21 protein-coding genes are annotated in these 20,739 nt (G+C 73.6%); 2 read left to right on the top strand and 19 right to left on the bottom strand.

What is annotated here, in order from left to right:
* Positions 1-27 precede the first annotated feature (27 nt).
* Entirely contained in the window at positions 28-303 is a 276-nt protein-coding gene (locus tag I4I81_RS27285) for a DUF4229 domain-containing protein (RefSeq protein ID WP_225924713.1), read from the bottom strand.
* Positions 304-445: 142 nt separating this feature from the next.
* Between I4I81_RS27285 and I4I81_RS27280 the strand changes: the two genes are divergently transcribed.
* Positions 446-664, top strand: coding sequence for a BldC family transcriptional regulator (locus I4I81_RS27280; protein ID WP_185721249.1), 219 nt, complete (start codon positions 446-448; stop codon positions 662-664).
* A gap of 81 nt (positions 665-745) precedes the next feature.
* Positions 746-955: a hypothetical protein gene (locus I4I81_RS27275; protein WP_218606151.1), complete on the top strand. Its 210-nt coding sequence runs from the start codon at positions 746-748 to the stop codon at positions 953-955.
* 9 nt (positions 956-964) lie between these two features.
* Here the strand turns inward: I4I81_RS27275 and I4I81_RS27270 are convergent, their stop codons facing one another.
* The 18 genes from I4I81_RS27270 to I4I81_RS27185 all read right to left on the bottom strand — a co-directional run bounded on the left by I4I81_RS27270 (position 965) and on the right by I4I81_RS27185 (position 20,650).
* Positions 965-2,278, bottom strand: coding sequence for a MinD/ParA family ATP-binding protein (locus tag I4I81_RS27270; RefSeq protein WP_218616630.1), 1,314 nt, complete (start codon positions 2,276-2,278; stop codon positions 965-967).
* Between the two features lie 521 nt (positions 2,279-2,799).
* Positions 2,800-3,693, bottom strand: a complete 894-nt coding sequence (ccsB, locus tag I4I81_RS27265; protein ID WP_218605073.1) for a c-type cytochrome biogenesis protein CcsB — start codon at positions 3,691-3,693, stop codon at positions 2,800-2,802.
* Positions 3,693-5,294, bottom strand: coding sequence for a cytochrome c biogenesis protein ResB (gene resB / locus I4I81_RS27260; RefSeq protein ID WP_218605074.1), 1,602 nt, complete (start codon positions 5,292-5,294; stop codon positions 3,693-3,695). Before resB ends, ccsB begins: the two co-directional genes overlap by 1 nt.
* A complete protein-coding gene (locus tag I4I81_RS27255) occupies positions 5,295-6,071 on the bottom strand; it encodes a cytochrome c biogenesis CcdA family protein (protein WP_218605075.1) in 777 nt (258 codons plus the stop codon).
* Positions 6,072-6,136: 65 nt separating this feature from the next.
* Complete coding sequence (locus tag I4I81_RS27250; protein ID WP_218605076.1) at positions 6,137-6,709, bottom strand: TlpA family protein disulfide reductase; 573 nt, start codon at positions 6,707-6,709, stop codon at positions 6,137-6,139.
* On the bottom strand, positions 6,706-7,347 hold the full coding sequence (locus tag I4I81_RS27245) for a histidine phosphatase family protein (protein WP_218605077.1): 642 nt from the start codon (positions 7,345-7,347) through the stop codon (positions 6,706-6,708). Before I4I81_RS27245 ends, I4I81_RS27250 begins: the two co-directional genes overlap by 4 nt.
* The gene (gene hemL, locus I4I81_RS27240; RefSeq protein ID WP_218605078.1) at positions 7,344-8,663 is read right to left on the bottom strand and encodes a glutamate-1-semialdehyde 2,1-aminomutase; all 1,320 of its coding nucleotides are present in this window, start codon (positions 8,661-8,663) and stop codon (positions 7,344-7,346) included. Before hemL ends, I4I81_RS27245 begins: the two co-directional genes overlap by 4 nt.
* Before the next feature lie 43 nt (positions 8,664-8,706).
* Positions 8,707-9,420, bottom strand: coding sequence for a hypothetical protein (locus tag I4I81_RS27235; protein WP_218605079.1), 714 nt, complete (start codon positions 9,418-9,420; stop codon positions 8,707-8,709).
* Positions 9,421-9,484: 64 nt separating this feature from the next.
* Positions 9,485-9,940 (bottom strand): DUF4282 domain-containing protein, encoded by a 456-nt coding sequence (locus I4I81_RS27230; RefSeq protein ID WP_218616429.1) that lies wholly within the window; start codon positions 9,938-9,940, stop codon positions 9,485-9,487.
* 100 nt (positions 9,941-10,040) lie between these two features.
* A complete protein-coding gene (hemB, locus tag I4I81_RS27225) occupies positions 10,041-11,021 on the bottom strand; it encodes a porphobilinogen synthase (protein ID WP_218603873.1) in 981 nt (326 codons plus the stop codon).
* A gap of 421 nt (positions 11,022-11,442) precedes the next feature.
* Positions 11,443-12,981, bottom strand: coding sequence for a bifunctional uroporphyrinogen-III C-methyltransferase/uroporphyrinogen-III synthase (locus I4I81_RS27220; protein WP_218603874.1), 1,539 nt, complete (start codon positions 12,979-12,981; stop codon positions 11,443-11,445).
* 19 nt (positions 12,982-13,000) lie between these two features.
* Positions 13,001-13,927: a hydroxymethylbilane synthase gene (gene hemC / locus I4I81_RS27215; protein ID WP_218603875.1), complete on the bottom strand. Its 927-nt coding sequence runs from the start codon at positions 13,925-13,927 to the stop codon at positions 13,001-13,003.
* Positions 13,924-15,279 carry a glutamyl-tRNA reductase gene (locus I4I81_RS27210; protein ID WP_218603876.1) on the bottom strand — a complete coding sequence of 452 codons (1,356 nt, stop codon included), beginning with the start codon at positions 15,277-15,279 and terminating at the stop codon, positions 13,924-13,926. The genes hemC and I4I81_RS27210 overlap by 4 nt, the downstream gene beginning before the upstream one ends.
* Positions 15,276-16,061: a redox-sensing transcriptional repressor Rex gene (locus I4I81_RS27205; protein ID WP_218603880.1), complete on the bottom strand. Its 786-nt coding sequence runs from the start codon at positions 16,059-16,061 to the stop codon at positions 15,276-15,278. Before I4I81_RS27205 ends, I4I81_RS27210 begins: the two co-directional genes overlap by 4 nt.
* A gap of 292 nt (positions 16,062-16,353) precedes the next feature.
* Entirely contained in the window at positions 16,354-17,019 is a 666-nt protein-coding gene (locus I4I81_RS27200; protein ID WP_218603877.1) for a fasciclin domain-containing protein, read from the bottom strand.
* Positions 17,020-17,204: 185 nt separating this feature from the next.
* Positions 17,205-18,785 (bottom strand): molybdopterin-dependent oxidoreductase, encoded by a 1,581-nt coding sequence (locus I4I81_RS27195; protein WP_372453615.1) that lies wholly within the window; start codon positions 18,783-18,785, stop codon positions 17,205-17,207.
* 51 nt (positions 18,786-18,836) lie between these two features.
* A complete protein-coding gene (locus tag I4I81_RS27190) occupies positions 18,837-19,079 on the bottom strand; it encodes a glutaredoxin family protein (RefSeq protein ID WP_218603878.1) in 243 nt (80 codons plus the stop codon).
* The gene (locus tag I4I81_RS27185) at positions 19,076-20,650 is read right to left on the bottom strand and encodes an AMP-binding protein (protein ID WP_218603879.1); all 1,575 of its coding nucleotides are present in this window, start codon (positions 20,648-20,650) and stop codon (positions 19,076-19,078) included. Before I4I81_RS27185 ends, I4I81_RS27190 begins: the two co-directional genes overlap by 4 nt.
* Positions 20,651-20,739: the final 89 nt, after the last annotated feature.

Below are 20,739 nucleotides of genomic sequence, written 5' to 3'. Positions count from 1 at the left end.
CGACTCCGCGCACGGGCGGCGCAGCCGCTACTCGCTCTCCCCGCGCAGCCGCGACCGCAGGGCCTCGCGTTCCACCCCGCGCCGCCGGGAGGCCTCGGCGAGGGCCGCGTCGAGCCGGGACCGCAGCCCGCGGAACAGCACCATCGACAGCGGCAGCGCGACGATCAGCCCCACGAGGACGGCGACCAGCACCGGGACGCCGGCCAGTGCGAGCAGCGCGGCGACGACGGCGACGAGCCCGAGCCGCGCGAGCGCGTAGAGCCCGATGGTGGGCAGCAGGCCCGGGGCCGGTGGTGACGTCATGCCCCGAGCCTACGACGCCGCCGAAGGGCCCGGACGATCGTCCGTTTCGTCCTTTAGGCGCCCTTTACCTCCGGACAACCGTTCGAGTACCCGGGGTCCCGAGTGTCACGATGTATCAGGACATTCCACCTGGAGGCGCACCATGGCAGCACCCACGAGCAGCGAGGAACGACTCCTCACCCCCGGCGAGGTCGCCGGCCTGTTCCGCGTCGACCCCAAGACCGTCACCCGTTGGGCATCGGCCGGTCGGATCGGCTCGATCCGCACCCCTGGCGGGCACCGTCGGTTCCGCGAGTCCGAGGTCCGCGGCCTGCTCGCCGACCTGACCAGTGAGGCGACGCTACCGCCCGCGCACGGCTGACCACCCTCCGCCGAACGCATCCGGCGGCTTCACCCCCGTCACGCCCCACCTCCGCTAACCTCGACGGCGGAGGTGGTGGCCATGCTGTTCTTCATCGCGTTCGTCGGCGCCGCGATCATCGCACTGGTGCTCTGGAAGGCGATGAGCACCGTTCGCGGTGACGCACCGCCCACCGGGGAGCCGGCCGTCCCCGGCCCGTCGCGTCCGCGCGTCAGCGGCCCGGACGACGACCCCGACTTCCTGCGCCAGCTCGACGAGCGGGTGAAGCGCCAGGACGACCCCCCGGCCTGATCCCGGGGTTCAGCCACTGCTGTGGGCCGAGGCGAACGCATCGGCCACGGCGGCGGCCAGTTCCAGCAGGGCCAGCCGCGTCTGCGGCTCCAACCTGTCCAGATCGACCTCCGCGCCCTCCTGCAGGTGCGCGTCGAAGGGGATCTGCACGACGGCCCGGCAGCGTGCCGCGAAGTGCTCGGCCACCCGGTCCAGGTCCACGCCGCCCGTCGAGCGGCTGACGCTGTTGACCACGGCCACCGCGTTGCGCACGAGGTCGCCGTGGCCGTGGGCGTCGAGCCAGTCCATCGTGGCCGACGCGCTGCGCGCCCCGTCGATCGAGCTCGACGACACGATGATCAACTGGTCGGCCACGCCGAGCACGCCGTACATCGCGGAGTGCATCAGTCCGGTGCCGCAGTCGGTGAGGACGATGTTGTAGAAGTGCTCGAGGAGGTTGACGGTGCGGCGGTAGTCGTCCTCGCTGAACGCCTCCGACACCGCCGGATCCTGCTCGCTGGCCAGCACCTCGAGCCGCGACGGGCCCTGCGAGGTGTAGGCGCGCACGTCGGTGTAGCGGCGGACGCGCTGCGCGTCGCGGAGCAGGTTGCGCACGGTGGCGCTGGTCTCCAGCGGGATCTTCTGGCTCAGCGTGCCGCGGTCGGGGTTGGCGTCGACGGCCACCACGCGGTCGCCGCGCAGCGACGCGAACGTCGCGCCGAGCGTGGCCGTCATCGTGGTCTTGCCGACGCCGCCCTTGAGGCTCAGCACCCCGATCTTGTAGCAGCCCAGCAACGGCTGGTTGACGCGCACGGTGAGCTCGCGGCGGCGCACGTCGAGCGGGCTCTCCCCCGGGTTGATCAGGCGCCCGGACAGCACGTAGACCAGCCGGCGCCACCCCGACTGCGGGGGGCGCTTGCTCGGACGCAGCAGGCGGGCCGAGGACAGGTCGGGCTGCTCGGGGTTTCGCGCGTGCTGCGCCTGCTGCGCGGCGACGGCGCCGGGGTCGGTCCACCGCGGCGCTCCGCGCGGCGGGGTGCGGGGGCCGGTGTCGGCGGCGCCGTTGCCCGTGGCGGAGGGTCCCGTGGCGGAGGGTCCCGTGGCGCCGGAGGGGTCGGGCTGGATCGGGGGGCGCGGCGGGCGCGCGGGCGGCGGTGCGGCGGCCGGGGGCCGGGACGGCACCGGGTGCGCGTCACCCGTCCCGCCTCCCGTGCGGTCGTCGACGGGAGCGGCGGCACGGCGCGGGTCCGCCCCCCGGACGTCGGCGGGCCGGGCATCGGCGGACCAGGCATCGGCGGACCGGGCTTCGGCACCGCCGCGGGCGTCGGGAAGGCTCTCGGGCATCCGGGGCTCCGGCGCGCGGGCAGCGGGAACACGGGACTCCGGTACGGGGCCAGCGGAGCGCACCTCGGTGGAACCCGCCCCGGCCTCCCGGGACCCGTCGTCACCCCCACGCCCCTCGGCACCGGTGGGCGGACGCGTCGCCGCCGCCCGCCCCCGCTCCGCCCATGCCGCGACGTCGTCGTGCCCGGCCAGCTCGTCGAGCCGGTGGGCCGGTGGTGCGGGGCGCAGGGGCAGCGAGGAGTCACCCGCGAGCTCGTCGTCGGCCGTGGTCCCGGGTTCCGGCTCCTGCACCGGCGCCACGTACGGGCGGGTCTTGCGAGGTGGGGCCGCGGCGCCCCACTGCTCGCGCACATAACGACCGACCGAGCCGTCGGCGTAGTCCCCGTCGCCCTCGGAATCACGCTCCGTCATCAACGCTTCCCGTCGAACCCGTCGTACCGACCGCTTGACCCTGCCACGGACGCCGACGGTAGTCGCGTCGCCGCCCGTGGTCGAGGCGCGTACGGGTGGCCCTGACGCGATCAGCCCAGGCCGGCGTAGGAGTGCAGGCCGGCGACCACCATGTTGATGAAGAACAGGTTGAACAGCACGGTGGCGAACCCGGCCACGTTGATCCAGGCCGCGCGGGCCGCGCGCCAGCCGGCGGTGGCCCGGGCGTGCAGGTAGGCCGCGTAGACCACCCAGGAGACGAACGCGACGGTCTCCTTCGGGTCCCAGCCCCAGAACCGGCCCCACGCCGCCTCGGCCCAGATCGCCCCGGCGATGACGGCGAACGTGAACAGCGGGAACGCGATGATCGTGACGCGGTAGGCGAGCCGGTCGAGGACGTCGGACGACGGGAGCCGGTCGGTCAGCCACCCCGCCCCGCGCACCAGGAACAGGATGCTCGCGACACCGGGCACCAGCAGCAGGCCCGACGAGATCGTGATCGTCGTGACGTGGATGACCAACCAGTACGACTGCAGCGCGGGCACGACCGGCGCGGCCTGGGCGTACAGCACGGTCCCGGCGAGGAACAGCAGCACCACGACCAGCAGCACCACGAACGGACCGACGGCGCGCGTCACCGGCGAGCGGCGCAGCATCACCAGCCATCCGACGATCGCGGCCAGGCAGATCGCGGAGACGAACTCGTACATGTTGCCCAACGGCCAGCGCTCCGCCGCCAGCCCACGGGTGACGATCGACGCGAACTGCAGTGCCGCGCCGAGCACCGTCAGCGAGACGGCCATGCGTGCACAGCGCTCGCTGCGGGCGGGCGCGGGAGCGACCTCGACCACGTCCGGTCCCCCGGCCCCCACCAGCACCGGCTTCGCCGACCGGGCGGCGGCGAACTCGACGGCGTGCAGCACCATCGCCAACACGTACACGCCGACGGCGGCCATGAAGAGGAGGTCGCTGTATTGAGCGAGCATCAGGCGTCCTTCACCACGTGGGGTTCCAACAGGTCCGCCCGGAGGCGGTCGAACTCCTCGCCGTACCCGGCGCGGTCGGTGCGGGCGAGCCCACCGAGCTCCACCACGCTACGTCCGGGCTGGTCGGAGGGGGTGAGCCGGGCCCAGAACCGGCGGCGCCGGACCCCCAGCGAGGCCGCGAGACCGGTCAGCATCGTCACCGCGAACACCAGTACCCAGATCTGGCCGGGATCGTGGCTGATCTGCAGGTTGACCCACTTGCGCACGCCGTCGAACCGGATCTGCGTGCCGTCGTCGAGCGTGAGGCTCTGCCCCGGCACCAGGTTCTCCCGTGCCACCCGCACCAGCTCGCCGGAGTCGACCTGCGCCTGGTCCACCTCGAAGATCGACTGACCGCGGCCGTCGTCGAGGCCGAGGTCACCACGCAGCACGTCGATCGCGACCTCCGGGTCGCGCAGGTCGGGGAACACCGAGGTGACGACGGTGCCGCCGGACGTCGTGGGCGCGAGCAGCCCGGTGATCGCGAGCTGCCCGGTGCGCCGCTGCTCCTCGTCGGTGACGCCGGGCGGCTCGAACTTCGTGGCCCCCTCCGACAGCAGCGTCGCCTGGTCGACGGGACGCCACTGGACGTCGCCGGTGCGGACGTCGCCGTTGGGGAAGGTGACGGTGAAGATCGGCGCGTACCCGTTGCCCAGCAGGTAGACGCGGGCGCCGTCGGTGCGCAGCGGGTTGTTGACCGACAGCGGGAACGAACGCCACGCGTCGGCGCTGCCGGTGTCGAGGTCGTCGCCGGTCTGGTAGCTCAGGGCGGCGTCGTAGCGGTCGGGCTGGCCGGTGGGCAGGTAGGTGGCGGTGAAGTCGTCGACGCGGACGCAGAACGGCGCGAGGTCGGTGCCGTCGACGAGCGTGCCGGCACGGAAGGAGTCGTAGCCGAGGATCCCGGTGTTGCAGAACTCCCCGCCGCCCGCGGGCACGATCACCTGCCCCTCGTAGCCGAACAGCTTGCCGGCCGCGAACCCGATCAGCAGCCCCACCAGCGACAGGTGGAAGACCAGGTTGCCGATCTCCCGCGAGTAGCCCTTCTCCGCGGAGAACGTGCGGCGCCCGCCGTCCTCCTCGCGCTCGGCGACCCGCCAGCCGCGCAGCTGCCCGCGCACCCGCTCGGCGGCCCCGTCGAGGTCGGCGTCGAGGGTGCCCGCGCCGTGGTGCGGCAGCCGGGCGAGGTTGCGCGGGGTGGCGACGGGTTTCGCGCGCAGCGCGCGGGCGTCGTCGACGGTGCGGGGCAGGACGCACCCGATCAGCGACACCATCAGCAGCAGGTAGATCGCGGCGAACCACGGGGCGGCGAACACGTCGAACGCGTCGACGCGGTCGAGCAGCGGCGCGAGCGTCGGGTAGTCGACGAAGTACTGGTCGACGAGACGCTGGTTGAGCGAGCGCTGCGGCAACAGCGCCCCCGGCATCGCCGCGACGGCCAGCAGGAACAGCAGGATCAGCGCGGTGCGCATGGACGTCAGCGCGCGCCAGGCGTTGCGCAGCGCGATCCAGCCCGGCGGGGGTGTGCGCGGCGGGGTGGGCCGGACGGGCGTGTCGGTGACCATCTACAGCGCCGGGGTGAAGCCGGCGATCGAGACCTGCAGCTGGGCCAGCAGCCCGCCCCACACCCCGGTGACGAGCAGGACGCCGACGGCCACCATCAGCACGCCGCCGCCGATCTGGATGGCGCGGGTGTTGCGGCGCAGCCAGCCGAGCGCGGTGACGGCGCGCGACGCCCCCAGCGCGATGATCACGAACGGCAGCCCGAGGCCGGCGCAGTAGGCGAGCGTGAGCACGACGCCGCGCAGCGACCCGCCCCCGGTGCCCGCGGCGACCGCGACGACCCCGGCCAGCGTCGGGCCGATGCACGGGATCCAGCCCAGCCCGAACACCGCACCCAGCAGCGGCGCGCCCCACAGCCCGGCGCGCGGCACCCAGTGCACGCGGCGCTCGTTCTGCAGCACCGGGATGAGCCCGACGAACGCCAGCCCCATCGCGATCATCACGACCCCGCCGACGCGCTGCAGCACCGCCTCGTTCGCGACGAGCGTGTCGGCGAGCCACACGACGCCCGTCAGGATCGCGCCGAACACCACCGTGAACCCGGCGACGAACAGCCCCGCCGCCCCGGCCACCCGCCACTTCCCGCTGCGCCGCTGCTGCGCCTGCGCCGCGGTGGCCGGCGGCGAGTCGGCGCCCACCAGACCGGCGAGGTAGGCGAGGTAGCCGGGTACCAGCGGGACGACACACGGGGACGCGAAACTCACCGCTCCCGCCAGCACGGCCACGAGGGCCGCGACCAGCAGCGGGCCGGAGACCGCGAGGGTGGTCGAGGGGTCCATCACGGTTCAGGGTAGGCCCGCCCAGCCCGGTCCCGCGCGCCGGGTTCTACAACGTGTAGTGCGAGTCAGGCGGGCTCGGCCACCAGCCGCTCGACGACCGGGATCAGCTCGGTGATCCGGATCTGCGTCAGGTACACCGCGGCGACCCGGTGCTGCTTGTCCAGCACCAGCGTCGACGGGGTGGTGTTGCGCGGGTAGCCCGACAGCTGCGCGAGCGTGCGGGCCGGGCTGTCGTAGATCGAGTCGAACGTCAGCCCCCGGTCGCGCACGAAGTCGGCGGCGGCGTCACGGGAGTCCCGGACGTCGAGCCCGAGCACCGACACCCCCTCGACGGAGTCCTGCACGAACTGCAGGTCGGGCATCTCGTCGCGGCACGGCCCGCACCACGAGCCCCAGACGTTGAGGATCACGACCTGGCCCGGGTAGTCGTCGACGCCGACCTCCGTGCCGGGGTTCAGCAGGCTCTCACCGGAGATCCCGGTGACACGACCGCGGTCGGCGGGCGGGTCGTAGAGGATCGTGGTCTGGCCGCCCGGCGCGACGAACGTGAACTCCCCGTCGTTCGCGACGGCGTCCCGGCTGGTGGAACAGCCGGCCAGCGCCAGCACCGCGACGACCGCGAGGGCGAGCCGTCTCATGCGCCGGTCGTCCGCGGGTCACTGGCCCCCGCGGGCTCGGAGTAGCGCAGCTGGGTCAGCTCGGCGTCGTCGAAGACCAGCGTCGTCAGCGAGGCCAGCCCGCACTGGCGGCGGCGCGGGTCGTGCCACAGGCGCTGCCCGGTGACGAACCGGCGCAGCGTCCAGATCGGCAGCTGGTGCGACACGCACAGGACCTCGCGCCCCGGCGCCAGCTCGCGCGCGCGGTGCACGGCCCCGAGCATCCGGTGCGCGATCTCCAGGTACGGCTCGCCCCACGACGGCGTGAACGGGTCGCGCAGCTTGGGCCAGTGCCGCGGCGAGCGCAGCGCACCGTCGCCGACGGCGACCTTGAGCCCCTCGAACTGGTTGCCCGCCTCGATCAGCCCCTCGTCGGTGCCGATGTCGAGGCCGTGCGCGGCGGCGATGGGGGCGGCGGTCTCCTGCGCGCGCTGCAGCGGCGACGCCACGACGGCGCCCAGGTCGGCCTCCGACAGCGCTTTCGCGACGAGCTCGGCCTGGTGACGGCCGTTGTCGGACAGCCGGAAGCCGGGAATGCGGCCGTAGAGGATGCCGTCGGGGTTGTGCACCTCTCCGTGGCGCAGGACGTGGACGGTCGTGCGCGTCCCTGGACGTGTCACTGGCCCGCCTCGGCGGGCGAGGTGGCCGTGGCGGCGGCCTGTGCGGCGGCGGGCAGCGCGGCCTCGATGGTCTCCCAGCACCGGTCGTCGAGGGCAGCGGAGACGAACCAGGCCTCGAACGCGCTCGGCGGCGGGTACACCCCGCGCTCGAGCAGCGCGTGGAAGAACGCGGGGAAGCGCCAGGTCGCCGCGGCCTGCGCGCCCGCGTAGTCGTGCACCTCGTCCTCGGTGAAGAACACCGAGAGCATCGAGGCCGCGTACTGCACGCGGTGCGGGACGCCCGCCGCCGACAGCGCGTCGCCGAGCAGCGTGCCGAGGCGCTTCGCGTTGGCGTCGAGGGTGGCGTAGACGGCGTCGTCGGCGGCGCGCAGCGTCGCGAGCCCGGCGGCGACGGCCACGGGGTTCCCGGACAGCGTGCCCGCCTGGTAGACCGGCCCGGCCGGGGCCAGGTGGGACATGTGCTCCACGGATCCGCCGAACGCGGCGGCGGGCAGACCGCCGGACATCACCTTGCCGAAGGTGTAGAGGTCACCCGCCACCCCGTCGACGCCGAACCAGCCCGACGACGAGACGCGGAAGCCCGTCATCACCTCGTCGACGACGAACAGCGCGCCGTGCTCGTGGCAGATGTCGCGCAGCCCCGCGTTGAACCCGGGGACCGGCGCGATCGCGCCCATGTTGCCCGCGGCCGCCTCGGTGATCACGCAGGCGATCTCGGAGCCGCGCTCGGCGAACACCGCGCGCACGGCGGCGAGGTCGTTGTAGGGCAGGACGACGGTGTCGGCCGCCTGCGCACCGGTGACGCCGGGGCTGGTCGGGAGCCCGAGCGTCGCGACGCCGGAACCGGCCTGGGCGAGCAGCGCGTCGACGTGGCCGTGGTAGCAGCCCGCGAACTTGACGATCACCTTCCGGCCGGTGATGCCGCGCGCCAGCCGGATCGCGCTCATCGTGGCCTCGGTGCCGGAGTTGACCAGCCGCACCTGCTCCACCGGCCCGACGCGGCCGATGATCGCCTCGGCGAGCTCGATCTCCGCGGGGGTCGGTGCGCCGAACGAGAGGCCCTGCCCGGCGGCGCTGCGCACGGCGTCGACGACGGCCGGGTGCGCGTGCCCGAGGATCATCGGGCCCCAGGAGCAGATGAGGTCGACGTAGGTGTTGTCGTCGGCGTCGGTGAGCCACGGGCCCTGCGCCGAGGTCATGAACCGCGGCGTGCCCCCCACCGAGGTGAACGCCCGGACCGGGGAGTTGACCCCGCCCGGGATCACGGCGGAGGCGCGGGCGAACAGTTCCTGGGACGACGTCGTGCGTGAGGCCACGGCCGCCAGTCTCACATCCGCGCGGACCGGCCGCGCGGGCGGCTCAGCGCCGGGAGAAGTAGGCGTTGGACGCGGGCAGGAACAGGATCACCACGCCCGCGACGGCCAGGGCGACCGGCCCGAGCAGGATCGCCGCGCTCGCCGGGTCGGCCGCACCGCCCGAGACCGCCGCGAACAGCAGGAACAGGGCGAACCCCACGGTCATGACGGTGACGAGGATGCGCGACCAGTTGCGGCCGGCGAACGCCAGCACCGCGAACAGGATGTAGAGCACGGCCAGGACCGCGAAGAACCCGCCGATCACCCGGACGACCGACAGCAGCGTCTCCGTCGTCAGCCCGGCCTCGGCCAGCTCCGGCGCGTCGAGCAGCTCCGGCGGGATCAACGAGGCGTCGAGCGGCACCACCAGGAACAGCACGCCGAACGCGAGGTAGGGCAGGGCCGCGAGGACCTTCAGCACCAGTGCGAGGACCATGATCCCCGGACGGGTGACCGGGCCCGACGCCTTGTCGTCGAGACCGGCCGGGTAGCCGCCGTAGGGCGACTGGCCGTACGGCGACGCCTGGCCGTAGGGGTTGTACGGGTAGCTCTGGCCCTGGTTCGCCGGCCCCGGGTACGGCTGGACCGGCGGCTGCGGCGCCGGGGCCTGGCCCTCCGGGTACGGGTACTGCACACCGCCGTACCCGGTGCCGTAGGCCGGCCGCCCCTGCTGACCGGGGTCGGGCTGGCCTTGCGCGGGGTCCGACGGTGTGCTCACGACGCCACCGTATGTCCCGGCCCGGGCGCTGTCCACGCGGCTCCCCGGACCGGGACCATGATCGTCACCGACGGTTGTGGATGTCCTCGGACATGCGCACGACGGCGTAGTAGAACTCCAGCGACACGCGCAGCAGCGCGATCGTGAACAGCGCGAAGATCGCGCCGACGATCAGGATGCCGATGCCGGCGGCGGCGCCGAGCGCGGAGAAGCCGACCACGACGTAGCCGAGCCAGCCGAGCACGATCAGCACGGTGCCGATGATGTAGAGGATCCGGATCAGGCCGGGCGTCGCGAAGCTGTTGAAGCTGAAGTCGAACAGCGCCGAGAAGAAGCTCTTCGCGTCGGGAGAGCCCTGGCCGCCACCGGGGCCGGGGCCACCGGGGCCGACACCGGGGGGCGGGCCCCAGCCTGCGGGCGGCTGCTGGCCGTAGCCACCGGGAGGCGGCGGGTACGGGGGCTGCTGCCCTCCCTGCCAACCCTGTCCTCCGGGCTGGCCGCCTGCGGGGTCGTAGCTCATCGTTCTCCTCGGTGCGCTCGCTCGGCGCTTCGCAGAAGCCCCGTGATCACTGGCGGCGCCACCGTACACCCGGAAACCGCCGGTGAGAGGCCCTCGACACTCAGCCGCGACCGAGTCGCAACGCCACTTCGGTGGCCCAGTACGTGAGGACGACGTCGGCGCCGGCGCGGCGGATCGAGGTGAGTGTCTCGGTGATCGTCCGCTCGCGGTCGATCCAGCCGTTGGCCGCCGCCGCCTCGACCATCGCGTACTCCCCCGACACCTGGTACGCCGCCACCGGCACGTCGGCGACCTCGGCCACCGCGCGCAGGACGTCGAGGTAGGACATCGCGGGCTTGACCATCACCATGTCGGCGCCCTCGTCGAGGTCCATAGCCAGCTCACGCAGCGACTCGCGGACGTTGCCCGGGTCCTGCTGGTAGGTCTTGCGGTCGCCCTTCAGCTGCGAGTCGACGGCCTCGCGGAACGGCCCGAAGAACGCCGACGCGTACTTCGCGGTGTAGGCCAGGATGCCGGTGTCGGGGTGCCCGGCGGCGTCGAGCGCGTCGCGGATGACCCCGACCTGGCCGTCCATCATCCCGCTGGGGCCGAGCAGGTGGGCCCCGGCGTCGGCCTGCGCCACGGCCATCTGCGCGTAGACGGCGAGGGTGGCGTCGTTGTCGACGGCCCCGTCGGCGTCGAGGACGCCGCAGTGGCCGTGGTCGGTGAACTCGTCGAGGCAGGTGTCGGCCATCAGCACCGACGCCTCGCCGATCTCGGCCCGGACGTCGCGCAGGGCCGCGTTGAGCACCCCGTCCGGGTCGACGCCCGCGCTGCCTCCTGCGTCGCGCACCGCCGGGACGCCGAACAGCATCAGCCCCCCGACGCCCGCCTCCACGGCCTCGACGCACGCCTTCCGCAGCGAGTCGCGGCTGTGCTGCACGACCCCCGGCATCGACGCGATCGGCACGGGCTCGGCGATCCCCTCCCGCACGAACAGCGGGAGCACGAGGTGCCGCGGGCGCAGGTCGGTCTCGGAGACGAGCCGCCGCAGTGCCGGGGTGGACCGCAGCCGACGGGGCCGCTGGGTGGGGAACGCCATGAGGAGCACCCTACGACCGCCGCAGACTCCCGCCCCTGCGACTCCGTCCCGGCCCATGATCACCGTTTCGGAACGGGCAACGGGCACCGGCCCGCAGCCCGTTCCCGAACGCTGATCACGAGCAGAACCGCGCTGACCGTCGGGAACGACCCGCAGGCACTGGCGGCTCCACGTCGCGAGTCGCAGGTCGACCTCGGTATCGGTCATCGACACCGCCGGTCGACGGCGATCCGAACGAGGTCCGGTCGACGACCCCGAGGCTCTCCATCCGGTCCCCGGAACGGCACGAAGGCTCGTCCTCGGCCCCGACGACGCGACGATCGGACAACTGGACGGCTTCTGAGCGCGTACCGAAACGGCGAGTGCCACCTGGGCAGCGCTTCTGACGCGCTCAGGTGGCACTCACGGGGGTCGCCGTATCTCAGCGGCGGCGGGCCTTCGCCTTGCGGGGCGGGGGCAACGCACCTTCGGCCCGAAGCCTCGCGGCGTGGGCGGCCAGCGCGTCGACCAGGGCCGGGACCCTGGCCTCCTCCGGCTGCACGTCGACGCGCAGCCCGAACTCGCGGGCCGTCTCCGCCGTCTGCGGGCCGATGCACGCGACGATCGTGCGGGCGTGGGGCTTGCCCGCGATGCCGACGAGGTTGCGCACGGTGCTGGAGCTGGTGAAGCACACCGCGTCGAACCCGCCGGTCTTGATCGCCTCGCGGATCGGCGCGGGCGGCGGCGCGGCCCGGACGGTGCGGTAGGCGGTGACGTCGTCGATCTCCCAGCCGCGGTCGCGCAGACCGGCGGCGAGTGTCTCGGTGGCGATGTCGGCGCGCGGGAGCAGGACGCGGTCCACCGGGTCGAGCACGTCGTCGTACGGCGGGAAGATCCCGAGCAGCCCCTCGGAGCTGGACTCCTGCGACTCCTCGATGTCGGGCACCAGCTCGGGCACGATGCCGAAGCCGCGCACCTTCTCCGCGGTGGCCGTGCCGACGCAGGCGATCTTGACGCCGGAGAACGCGCGGGCGTCGAGGCCGAACTCCGCGAACTTCTCCCACACGGCCTTGACCGCGTTGGTCGAGGTGAACACGACCCACTGGTAACGCCCGTCGACGAGCCCCTTGACGGCGCGCTCCATCTGCGTGGGCGACCGCGGCGGCTCGACGGCGATCGTCGGCACCTCCTCCGCGGAGGCGCCGTGCACGGCGAGGCGGTCGCTCATGGCGCCGGCCTGGTCCTTCGTGCGCGGGACCAGCACGCGCCACCCGTACAGCGCGCGCGACTCCCACCAGGACAGCTCGGCGCGCAGCCCGACCTCGTCGCCGACGGTGACGACCAGCGGCCCCTCGAGCTCGGAGGCGTCGGCCGCGAGCGTGGCCAGCGTGGCCTGCACGGTCTTCTGCGTGGTCTGCGAACCGCTCGCGGTGACCGCGACCGGCGTCTGCGACGCCTTGCCGTGCTCGGTGAGCCCGCTCGCGATCTCGGCGAGGTGCGTCGGGCCGGCGTGCAGCACGAGGACACCGGGCGCCACGGCGAGCGCGGCCCAGTCGACGCCCGCGCGGACGTCGGCCTCGATGTGCGCCGACCCGAGCGGGACGCCCGCGTACGCCGGCACCGCGGTGCCCGACGGCACCCCGGGGACGACGTCGAACGCCACCTCGGCGCCGGACACCGCGATGGCCTCGGCCACCACGGCGTCGACGGTCAGCGGGTCGCCGCTGACCAGTCGCGTCACGGTGCGCCCGGCGCGGGCCTCGGCGACCAGGTCACGCGCGACGTCGGCGGGCTGCCCCACGGCCGGTCGCACCTCGGCCCCCTCGGCGGCGAGCGCCAGGATGGCCTCGGGCACGTCGGGATCGGTGACGATCAGCGGCGCGGAGGCGATGGCGTCCCGTGCACGCACGGTGAGCAGGCCGGGATCGCCGGGGCCGCTGCCCACGAAGGCGACCCGTCCGGTGGTAGGTGCTCGGTTCATCTGTTCTCTGAACTCCCGGTCAGCGGTTTCCCAGGGACAGCGAGCTGCCCCCCAAGTCGAGAAGCTCCGCGGCGAGTGCCGCTCCGAGCTTCTCGGCGACGTCCATGTCTCCGGTGATCGACGCGCGGATCAGCGCGTCGTCATCGGTGCCCACCACGGCGCGTAGTGAGATGCGGTCGAGCACGTTGCCGTCGTCGTCGATGTCGGAGACGACGTCGGCGAGCGCCCCGACGGGCGCCTGACAGCCGGCCTCCAGCGTGGCCAGCACCGCACGTTCCGCGACCACGGCGGCCCGCGTGAGCGGGTCGTCGAGCGCGGAGGCGAGCGCGTCGGACAGTGCGGTGTCGTCGGCGAGGCACTCGATCGCCAACGCCCCCTGCGCCGGTGCGGACAGCATCTGCACCGGATCGAGCAGCTCGGTGGCTTCGTCGATCCGGCCGAGCCTGCGTAGCCCGGCCGCGGCCACGACGACGGCGTCGAGCTCGCCGGAGCGCACCTTGCCGATGCGCGTGTCGACGTTGCCGCGGATCGACACGATCTCCCACTCCGGGCCCAGCCCCAGCAGCTGCGACGCCCGGCGCGGCGACCCGGTCCCGATGCGGGACCCGACCGGCAGCTCGCCGAGCACCAGCCCGTCGCGGGCCACCAGAGCGTCGCGGGGGTCCTCCCGCGGCGGGACGGCGGCGATCACGAGACGGGGGTCGGGCGCGGTGGGCAGGTCCTTGTAGGAGTGCACCGCCACGTCGATCCGGCCGTCGACCAGCGCCTCGCGCAGCGAGGAGACGAACACGCCGACGCCCAGCTCGACGACGGGCGCCATCGAGCGGTCGCCCGGCGAGCTGATCTCCACGAGCTCGCACTCGTGCCCCTTCGCCCGCAACCGCTCCGCGACGTGCCCGGACTGGGCGACGGCGAGCCGGCTGGGACGGGTACCGATCCGGATCATCGGTGGTCCTCCGATCGGACTTCGAGTGCGGCGAGCACGTCGCCGCTGCGGGCGAGGGCCACGGCCGCGGGCGTCTGCGGGTCGAGCTCGAACAGCTCGCGCAGCGCCTCGGCGTAGCTGCTGCCGTCGGGGCCCTCGGCGAGGCGCTTGATCTGCACCGTCGGGGTGTGCAGGAGCTTGTCGACGACGCGGCGCACGCTGCGGCCGAACTCCTCGCGCACGCGGTCGTCGAGGTCGGGGAGCTTCGCGTCGAGACGCAGCAGCTCGGCGTCGATCACCTCGGACGCGCGGCGGCGCAGCGCGGTGACCGTGGGTGTGACGGCGGCGGAGCGCTGCGCGGCCAGGTAGGCCTGCGCCTCCCGCGACACGAGATCCTGCGCCTGTGCGACGGCGGTGCCGCGCTCGCCGGTGGCCAGGCGGGCCTGCAGAGCGATGAGGTCGACGACCGTGACGCCGGCCAGTGCGGCCACCCCGGCGTCGACGTCGCGGGGCAGGCCGAGGTCGCAGACGGCGAGCGGTCGCCCGTCGCGCGCGGCGACGGCCTCCGCCACCACGGCACGCTCGACGACGGTGCCGATCGCACCGGTGCAGGCCACCATCACGTCGGCGGCGACGAGCTCGGCGGCGAGCACGTCGAGCGAACCGGCACGGGCCGGGGTGCCGAACTCGACGGTGGTGGCGGCCAGGTGCTCGGCGCGATCGACCGACCGGTTGAGGACGACGATCTCGGACGCGCCCGCGCGGCGCAGGTGGGCCGCGGCGAGCGCGCCCATCGCCCCGGCCCCGACGAGCACGGCGCGGCGACCCGCGAGGTCACCGCCGAGGGCACGGGCGGCGTCGGCGAGCGCCTCGGAGACGACGGACGCGCCCGCGGTGTCGATGCCGGTGCTCGCGTGCACGCGCTTGCCGACCCGCAACGACTGCTGCGCGAGCTCGTGCAGCGCGCGGCCCACGGTCCCGGCCTCGTCGGCGGTGGCGTAGGCGGTGCGGAGCTGGCCGAGGATCTGGGCCTCGCCGACGACCATCGAGTCGAGCCCGGCCGACACCGCGAACAGGTGCTGCACCGCCGAGCCCGCGTAGTGGACGTAGACGTGCTCGGTGAGCTCGGCCAGCGGCATCCCGGAGTGCCGGGACAGCACGGCGGAGACGTCGGCGAGACCGCCGTGGAAGGCGTCGACGACCGCGTAGACCTCGATGCGGTTGCACGTCGAGAGCATCATGACCTCGGAGACGTGCTCCGCGCGCAGCATCTCGTCGAGGAGCTTGGGCACGTCCGGAGCGGCGACCGCGGCCCGCTCGAGCACCTCGACCGGCGCGCTGCGATGCGACAACCCGACCACCAGCACACTCATGACCGTTCCTCCGACGCCGTCGTCCCGTCCACCAGAGGGAACGTACGGACGGCTGATGCGTGCCCGTTGCCGCCGTGACCGTTCCCACCGTGCACCGCGACACCCCGAGGGTGCTCCGCGACGTGGCGCCGCGCCACGTGGAAGGCCAGGACCTGCAGTTCGACGGCGAGGTCGACCTTGCGGACCTCGACCTCGTCGGGTACCTGCAGGACGACCGGCGCGAAGTTGAGGATGCAGCGCACGCCCGAGTCGACCAGCAGGTCGCAGGCACCCTGCGCGGCCGGGCCGGGGGTGGCGATCATCCCGATCGTGACGCCGCGCTCCGCGCACACCGGCGGGATCGCACTGACGTGCTCGACGAGGATGCCGTTGATGTGGATGCCGACCAGGTCGGGATCGACGTCGAACAGCGCGGCGACGGGGAACCCGCGGCCGCCGAAACCGGTGTAGCCGGCCAGTGCGTGCCCGAGGTTGCCGACCCCGACCACCGCGACGGCCTGGCGGTGGTTGAGGCCCAGCACGCGCTCGAGCTGATGCAGCAGCGACGTGACCTCGTAGCCGACGCCGCGGATCCCGTGGGAGCCGATGTAGGAGAGGTCCTTGCGGAGCTTCGCCGGGTTGACACCGGTGACGCCGGACAGGTCGTCGCTCGATACGGTCTCCGCACCCTGCTCCGCGAGCTCACCGAGAACCCTCAGGTAGAGCGCGAGCCGGGCGACGCTGGCCTCGGGTATGGTCCGCGACCCGGCGGCTCCACCATCGGAGTCGGCCTGCGGCGGCACGGTCACGGGCGAAAGCTCCTCGGGCGGTTCGGTGGTGGTCCGACGGGCCCATGGGGCCAGGACCCGGGGTGAACATCCCCCCGGCCGGTCGATGGGGCCTTGACGGCGACTGGACAACACGGTAGCCGCTTGTGAAGACCCGCACAAAGTTGCGATCTTGAACGCGACCGTGCTCACGGAGGGCCGTCCCGGCGACCTACCGGTGGTCGCGGCGAACGGGCCGCTCGACGCCGCAGGGGCGGCCCCGGACAACCGGGACCGCCCCTGCGGACGTCGTGCTGGCGAGCTGGGATCAGCTGGCCGGCATGAGGATGGTGTCGATCACGAACACGGTGGCGTTCGCGGTCGGGACGTTGCCACAGAGGTTCGTGGCGGCGGTGCCGTTGCCACCGTCGAACGTGGGGGCGTCAGCGGTGCCACCGATGGTGACGGTGCCACCCGAGAGGACGTCGACCGAACCGGCCTCGACCAGGCCGGCGGCGTCGTAGCGGGTGCTGGAGACGTGACCCTGCAGGATCGGGCCCAGCGTCGCCGGGTCGGCCACGAGCGCCTCGACGGTGCCCGCGGGGAGCGCCTCGAAGGCACCGTTGAACGGCGCGAAGACGGTCAGCGCCGGCGCGGCGTTCAGGGTGTCGGCCAGGCCGGGGACCGCACCGACGGCGGTGACCAGCGTGGACAGGAGCGGGTTGTTCGACGCGGCGGTGGCCACCGGGTCGTCGATCATGCCGGCCGCGGAGCCTTCGCCCTCGGTCGGGACCTGGTCGCAGGCCGGGCCGAAGATGTCGTCGATCGTCGTGACGCCGTCGCTGGCGGCAGCGGCCTCGGTCGTCGCCGCGGCGGACGGGGCCGACGAGGCGGGGGCCTCGGCGGAGGGGGTCTCGGAGCTGCTGCACGCGCCCAGCGCCACGGTCAGGGCGGCCATGGCGCCGACGGCGGCCAGTCGCTGGATCTTTCGCACGGTATGTCCTCCTCGAGCTCGACCCGGTCTGTCCGGGTCGCTACATCAGAACCTTCGACATCGAGCCAAAGGTGGTTCACTCACGGGACGTAACGTTTCGGCAACGAGGCCGACCGTCTCGTGGGGGTCATCTATTCAGACCAACGGGATCGGCTGTTCGACGCACGATCCTTCATACGAGCGGCCTATGACACCGTGAAGATAGTGGCCGGCCACCCAGATGCGCCATCCGGGATGGGATCGGCACGCATCTCAGTCTGTGTTACACCATCACGGTCAGTAGCGCGCGTTTGAACGGTGTGACTGCCCGGCGTCAGGTCGAAGTCGGCGCGCCACATCCGCCAGGTGCGGGTGTTGACCTCGTCGGCCAGCTCCGCGTCCTGCCACTCGCCGCCGTCCATCCGCACCTCGACGCGGCTGATCCCGGTGGGCTGCGACCAGGCGATACCGGCCACGGTCAGCCGGCCGGGGGGCTGCGTCGACAGGCCCTTCGGGAAGTCGATCCGGGACTGGGTCTTGATCGGCGCGAACTTCCCCCACCCGCGCTGCAGCCAGTAGCCCTGCGCGGCGTCGAACGTGGTGAGCTCGATGTCGGTGACCCACTTGGTCGCCGACAGGAAACCGTAGAGGCCGGGCACGATCAGCCGCGCCGGGAAGCCGTGCTCGGCGGGCAGCGCCTCGCCGTTCATACCGACCGCGATCAGCGCGCCCCGGCCCGGCTCCATGATCACGTCGGTGGGCGACCCCGCCGTCCACCCGTCGAGACTGGTGGAGAGCAGCTGGTCGGCCCCGGGGCGGACCCCCGCCTCCAGCAGCACGTCGCGCAGCTCCACGCCGACGAAGTCCGCGGTGGAGATGTACGGGCCACCGACGACGTTCGACACGCAGGTCATCGTGATCGTCCGCTCGACGAGCGGGCGGGACATGATGTCGTCGAAATCGAGGGCGATCGGGCGGTCGACCATCCCGCCGATCCGCAGCGACCATGTCTGCTCCGACTGCAGCGGCAGCGAGAGCGCCGTGTCGACGCGGTAGAACTCGGCGTTGGACGTGACGAACGGCGGCGTGCCGCTCTCGACGAACGCGGCGCCGGCCGGGATGGCGGGAGCCGTCTCGGTCAGGGTGGCGGCCGCGAGGCGTGCGGTGACGCGGGCCCGGGCGTCGTCGATGCTGGGCGCGAGCAGCACCCCGCCCCCGCCTGCGACGACCGCACCGGCCCCGACGGCCGCGGTCCCGATCAGGACGTTGCGCCGCGAGACCTCCGGACCGCCCGTCCGCGCGACGGCGGCGCGGGTCGCGAGCCGGTGCAGCCACAGGAACGACGCGACCCCGGCGACGATCGACGCGATCGGGGCGAGCACCGACAGCGGGCCGAACGTCGGGGCGAAGATCACGACCACGAGGCCGACCACCCCGAGCACGACGACGAGCGTCAGGCCGGGGCGCGCGCTGCGCCGCGACGCCAGGCCGGCGACCGCCGCGACGATCGCGATGACGACGGCCATGCTGCCGAGCAGGATCGGCTTGTCGGCGGTGCCGAAGGTCGTCTTGGCGAACTCGGTGAGCCACTGCGGGGAGAACCGGATGACGGTGTCGCCCACCGCGAAGAACGGCGACGAGCCCGGCGCCAGGAGCGCCACGAGGTGACCGACGCCCAGGGCGGCGGCGACGGCGAGCAGTCCGATCAGTGCAGCGAGGCCGCGCGGGATCGCAGCGGGCCGTCCGGGTTCGGTGGTCTGCTCAGGAGGCGCTGCAGTGGTGCTCACAGCGGAAGGTTCGCCCGTCAGGCGGCTTGCGGTTCGCCGGAGCGCAGATCTTCACCGGACCGAGGCCAGGTCCTTCCGCAGACGCGGCTCATCGACGCGCCAGAAGCCGTGCTCGCGGTCGTCGACCAGGATCACCGGCACACGGTCGCCGTACTCGGCGCGGATCTCCGGGTCGGAGTCGACGTCCACCGCCCCCCAGCCGACGCCCAGCTCGCCGCAGATCCGCTCGACGTCCGCCTCCGCGGTGACGCACGCGGAGCACCCCGCGCGGGTGTAGACCGTCACGCGGATCACGACCCCTCCCCCGACACCTGGGCGAGCCGCCGGCGCGCGACCTTGCCGGTCGGCGTGCGCGGCAGGTCCTCGACGAACGCGATGACCGACGGCGTCTTGAACCGGGCCAGGCGCACCGCACAGTGCGCGCGCACCTCCTCCTCGGTCAGCGACGAGCCGGCCGACCGCACCAGCACGGCCTTCACCGCCTCGCCGGTCCGGTCGTCCGGCACCCCGACGACGGCGGCGTCGGCCACTCCGTCGAGCTCGGCGAGCACCCGCTCGACCTCCCGCGGGTAGACGTTGAAGCCGTTGACTATCACCAGGTCCGACGAGCGGTCGACCAGGTGCAGGTCGCCGTCGGCGTCGAGGAACCCGACGTCGGCCGTGCGGAACCAGCCGTCGTCGTCGGGGCCGCCCGCACCGTCGGGCCAGTAGCCGGAGAACAGGTTCGGCCCGCGCACCGCGACGAGCCCGGTGTCGTGGCTCGGGTCGGACACGGCGTCGAGCTCGTCGTCGTCGGGGTCCTCGGTGTCGATCGGCCGCCCCTCGCCGTCGACGAGCCGCAGCTCGATGCCGGGCAGCGCACGGCCGACCGACCCCGGCTTCGCGACGCCCCCGACCCCGTTCGTCGTGATCACGGGGCCGCCCTCGGTCAGCCCGTAGCCCTCGAAGATCCAGAGTCCGGTGGCGGCCCGGAAGTCGGCCAGCCAGCGGGCCGGCAGCGGCGCTCCCCCGGAGGTGCACATGCGCAGGTCGGCGGTGGCGGCGCGCAGGTCGGCCGCGGGCAGGTCGAGCAGCGACCGGAACATCGAAGGGACCCCGGCCACGCCGCTGACCCGCTGCTCCACGAGCACCTCCGCGGTGTGCTCGGGGTCGAACCGCTCGGTGAGCACGGCGGTCGCCCCGGCCCAGCACACCTGCAGGAAGCCCGCGGCGAGCCCGAAGACGTGGAACAGGGGCAGGGAGAGCAGCACCCGGTCGACCGGGGTGACCGGGGCCGGACGGAGCTCGGCGGCCTGCGCGCGGTTGGCCAGCAGGGCCCGGTGGGAGAGCCGGACGCCACGCGGCGTGCCCGTCGTGCCGGAGGTGTAGACGAGCAGTGCGACGTCCTCCGCACCGACACCGTGCGTGACGGACTCGCCCTCCGCGACCCGGGCGGTGAGGTCCGGCGGCCCGATCAGGGTGGCTCCCGAGGTGGCCGCGCACCCCGCCGCGTCGGCGTCGTCGGGGCTCGTGACGACGACCGTCGGCGAGCAGTCGGCGAACACGATGTCGAGCTCCCGGGGGACCGCGATCGGGCCGATCGGGACGGCCACGGCGTCGGCCCGCAGTGCACCGAGCACGGCGATGCAGAAGGGCGCACCGTTGGCCAGCCGCACCGCGACCCGATCACCGGGCCCCACCCCCGCCCCGCGCAGCCGTACGACCTCGGCCACCGTGGCCGCGTCGACATCGGCCCAGGTCAGCGTGGTTCCGCCGGCCACATCGACGATCGCCGGATGATCGGGGGTGCGGGCGGCGGCGCGCGTCACGAGCTCGGCGAGGTGCCGGGGTCCACCGGTTCCCTGCGGGCTGGTCGGGCTGTCCACGGTGCTCCTGGGTGCAGTCGGTGGGGTCGACGCGGGGGCACGGGCACGGTGCCGCGACCCGCCACCCGAGTCTGGCACGGGCGACCCGC

The organism is Pseudonocardia abyssalis (assembly GCF_019263705.2).
GTDB lineage: Bacteria > Actinomycetota > Actinomycetes > Mycobacteriales > Pseudonocardiaceae > Pseudonocardia > Pseudonocardia abyssalis.
The sequence above is the reverse complement of the archived record's forward strand: the minus strand, read 5'-3'. Positions and strand labels throughout refer to the sequence as shown.

Excerpts from the sequence above, each read along its gene's own strand:
- I4I81_RS27285 (WP_225924713.1), bottom strand. The coding sequence starts at position 303 with ATGACGTCACCACCGGCCCCGGGCCTGCTGCCCACCATCGGGCTCTAC.
- I4I81_RS27280 (WP_185721249.1), top strand. The coding sequence starts at position 446 with ATGGCAGCACCCACGAGCAGCGAGGAACGACTCCTCACCCCCGGCGAG.
- I4I81_RS27275 (WP_218606151.1), top strand. The coding sequence starts at position 746 with ATGCTGTTCTTCATCGCGTTCGTCGGCGCCGCGATCATCGCACTGGTG.
- I4I81_RS27270 (WP_218616630.1), bottom strand. The coding sequence starts at position 2,278 with ATGCCCGAGAGCCTTCCCGACGCCCGCGGCGGTGCCGAAGCCCGGTCC.
- ccsB (WP_218605073.1), bottom strand. The coding sequence starts at position 3,693 with ATGCTCGCTCAATACAGCGACCTCCTCTTCATGGCCGCCGTCGGCGTG.
- resB (WP_218605074.1), bottom strand. The coding sequence starts at position 5,294 with ATGGTCACCGACACGCCCGTCCGGCCCACCCCGCCGCGCACACCCCCG.
- I4I81_RS27255 (WP_218605075.1), bottom strand. The coding sequence starts at position 6,071 with ATGGACCCCTCGACCACCCTCGCGGTCTCCGGCCCGCTGCTGGTCGCG.
- I4I81_RS27250 (WP_218605076.1), bottom strand. The coding sequence starts at position 6,709 with ATGAGACGGCTCGCCCTCGCGGTCGTCGCGGTGCTGGCGCTGGCCGGC.
- I4I81_RS27230 (WP_218616429.1), bottom strand. The coding sequence starts at position 9,940 with ATGAGCTACGACCCCGCAGGCGGCCAGCCCGGAGGACAGGGTTGGCAG.
- hemB (WP_218603873.1), bottom strand. The coding sequence starts at position 11,021 with ATGGCGTTCCCCACCCAGCGGCCCCGTCGGCTGCGGTCCACCCCGGCA.
- I4I81_RS27220 (WP_218603874.1), bottom strand. The coding sequence starts at position 12,981 with ATGAACCGAGCACCTACCACCGGACGGGTCGCCTTCGTGGGCAGCGGC.
- hemC (WP_218603875.1), bottom strand. The coding sequence starts at position 13,927 with ATGATCCGGATCGGTACCCGTCCCAGCCGGCTCGCCGTCGCCCAGTCC.
- I4I81_RS27210 (WP_218603876.1), bottom strand. The coding sequence starts at position 15,279 with ATGAGTGTGCTGGTGGTCGGGTTGTCGCATCGCAGCGCGCCGGTCGAG.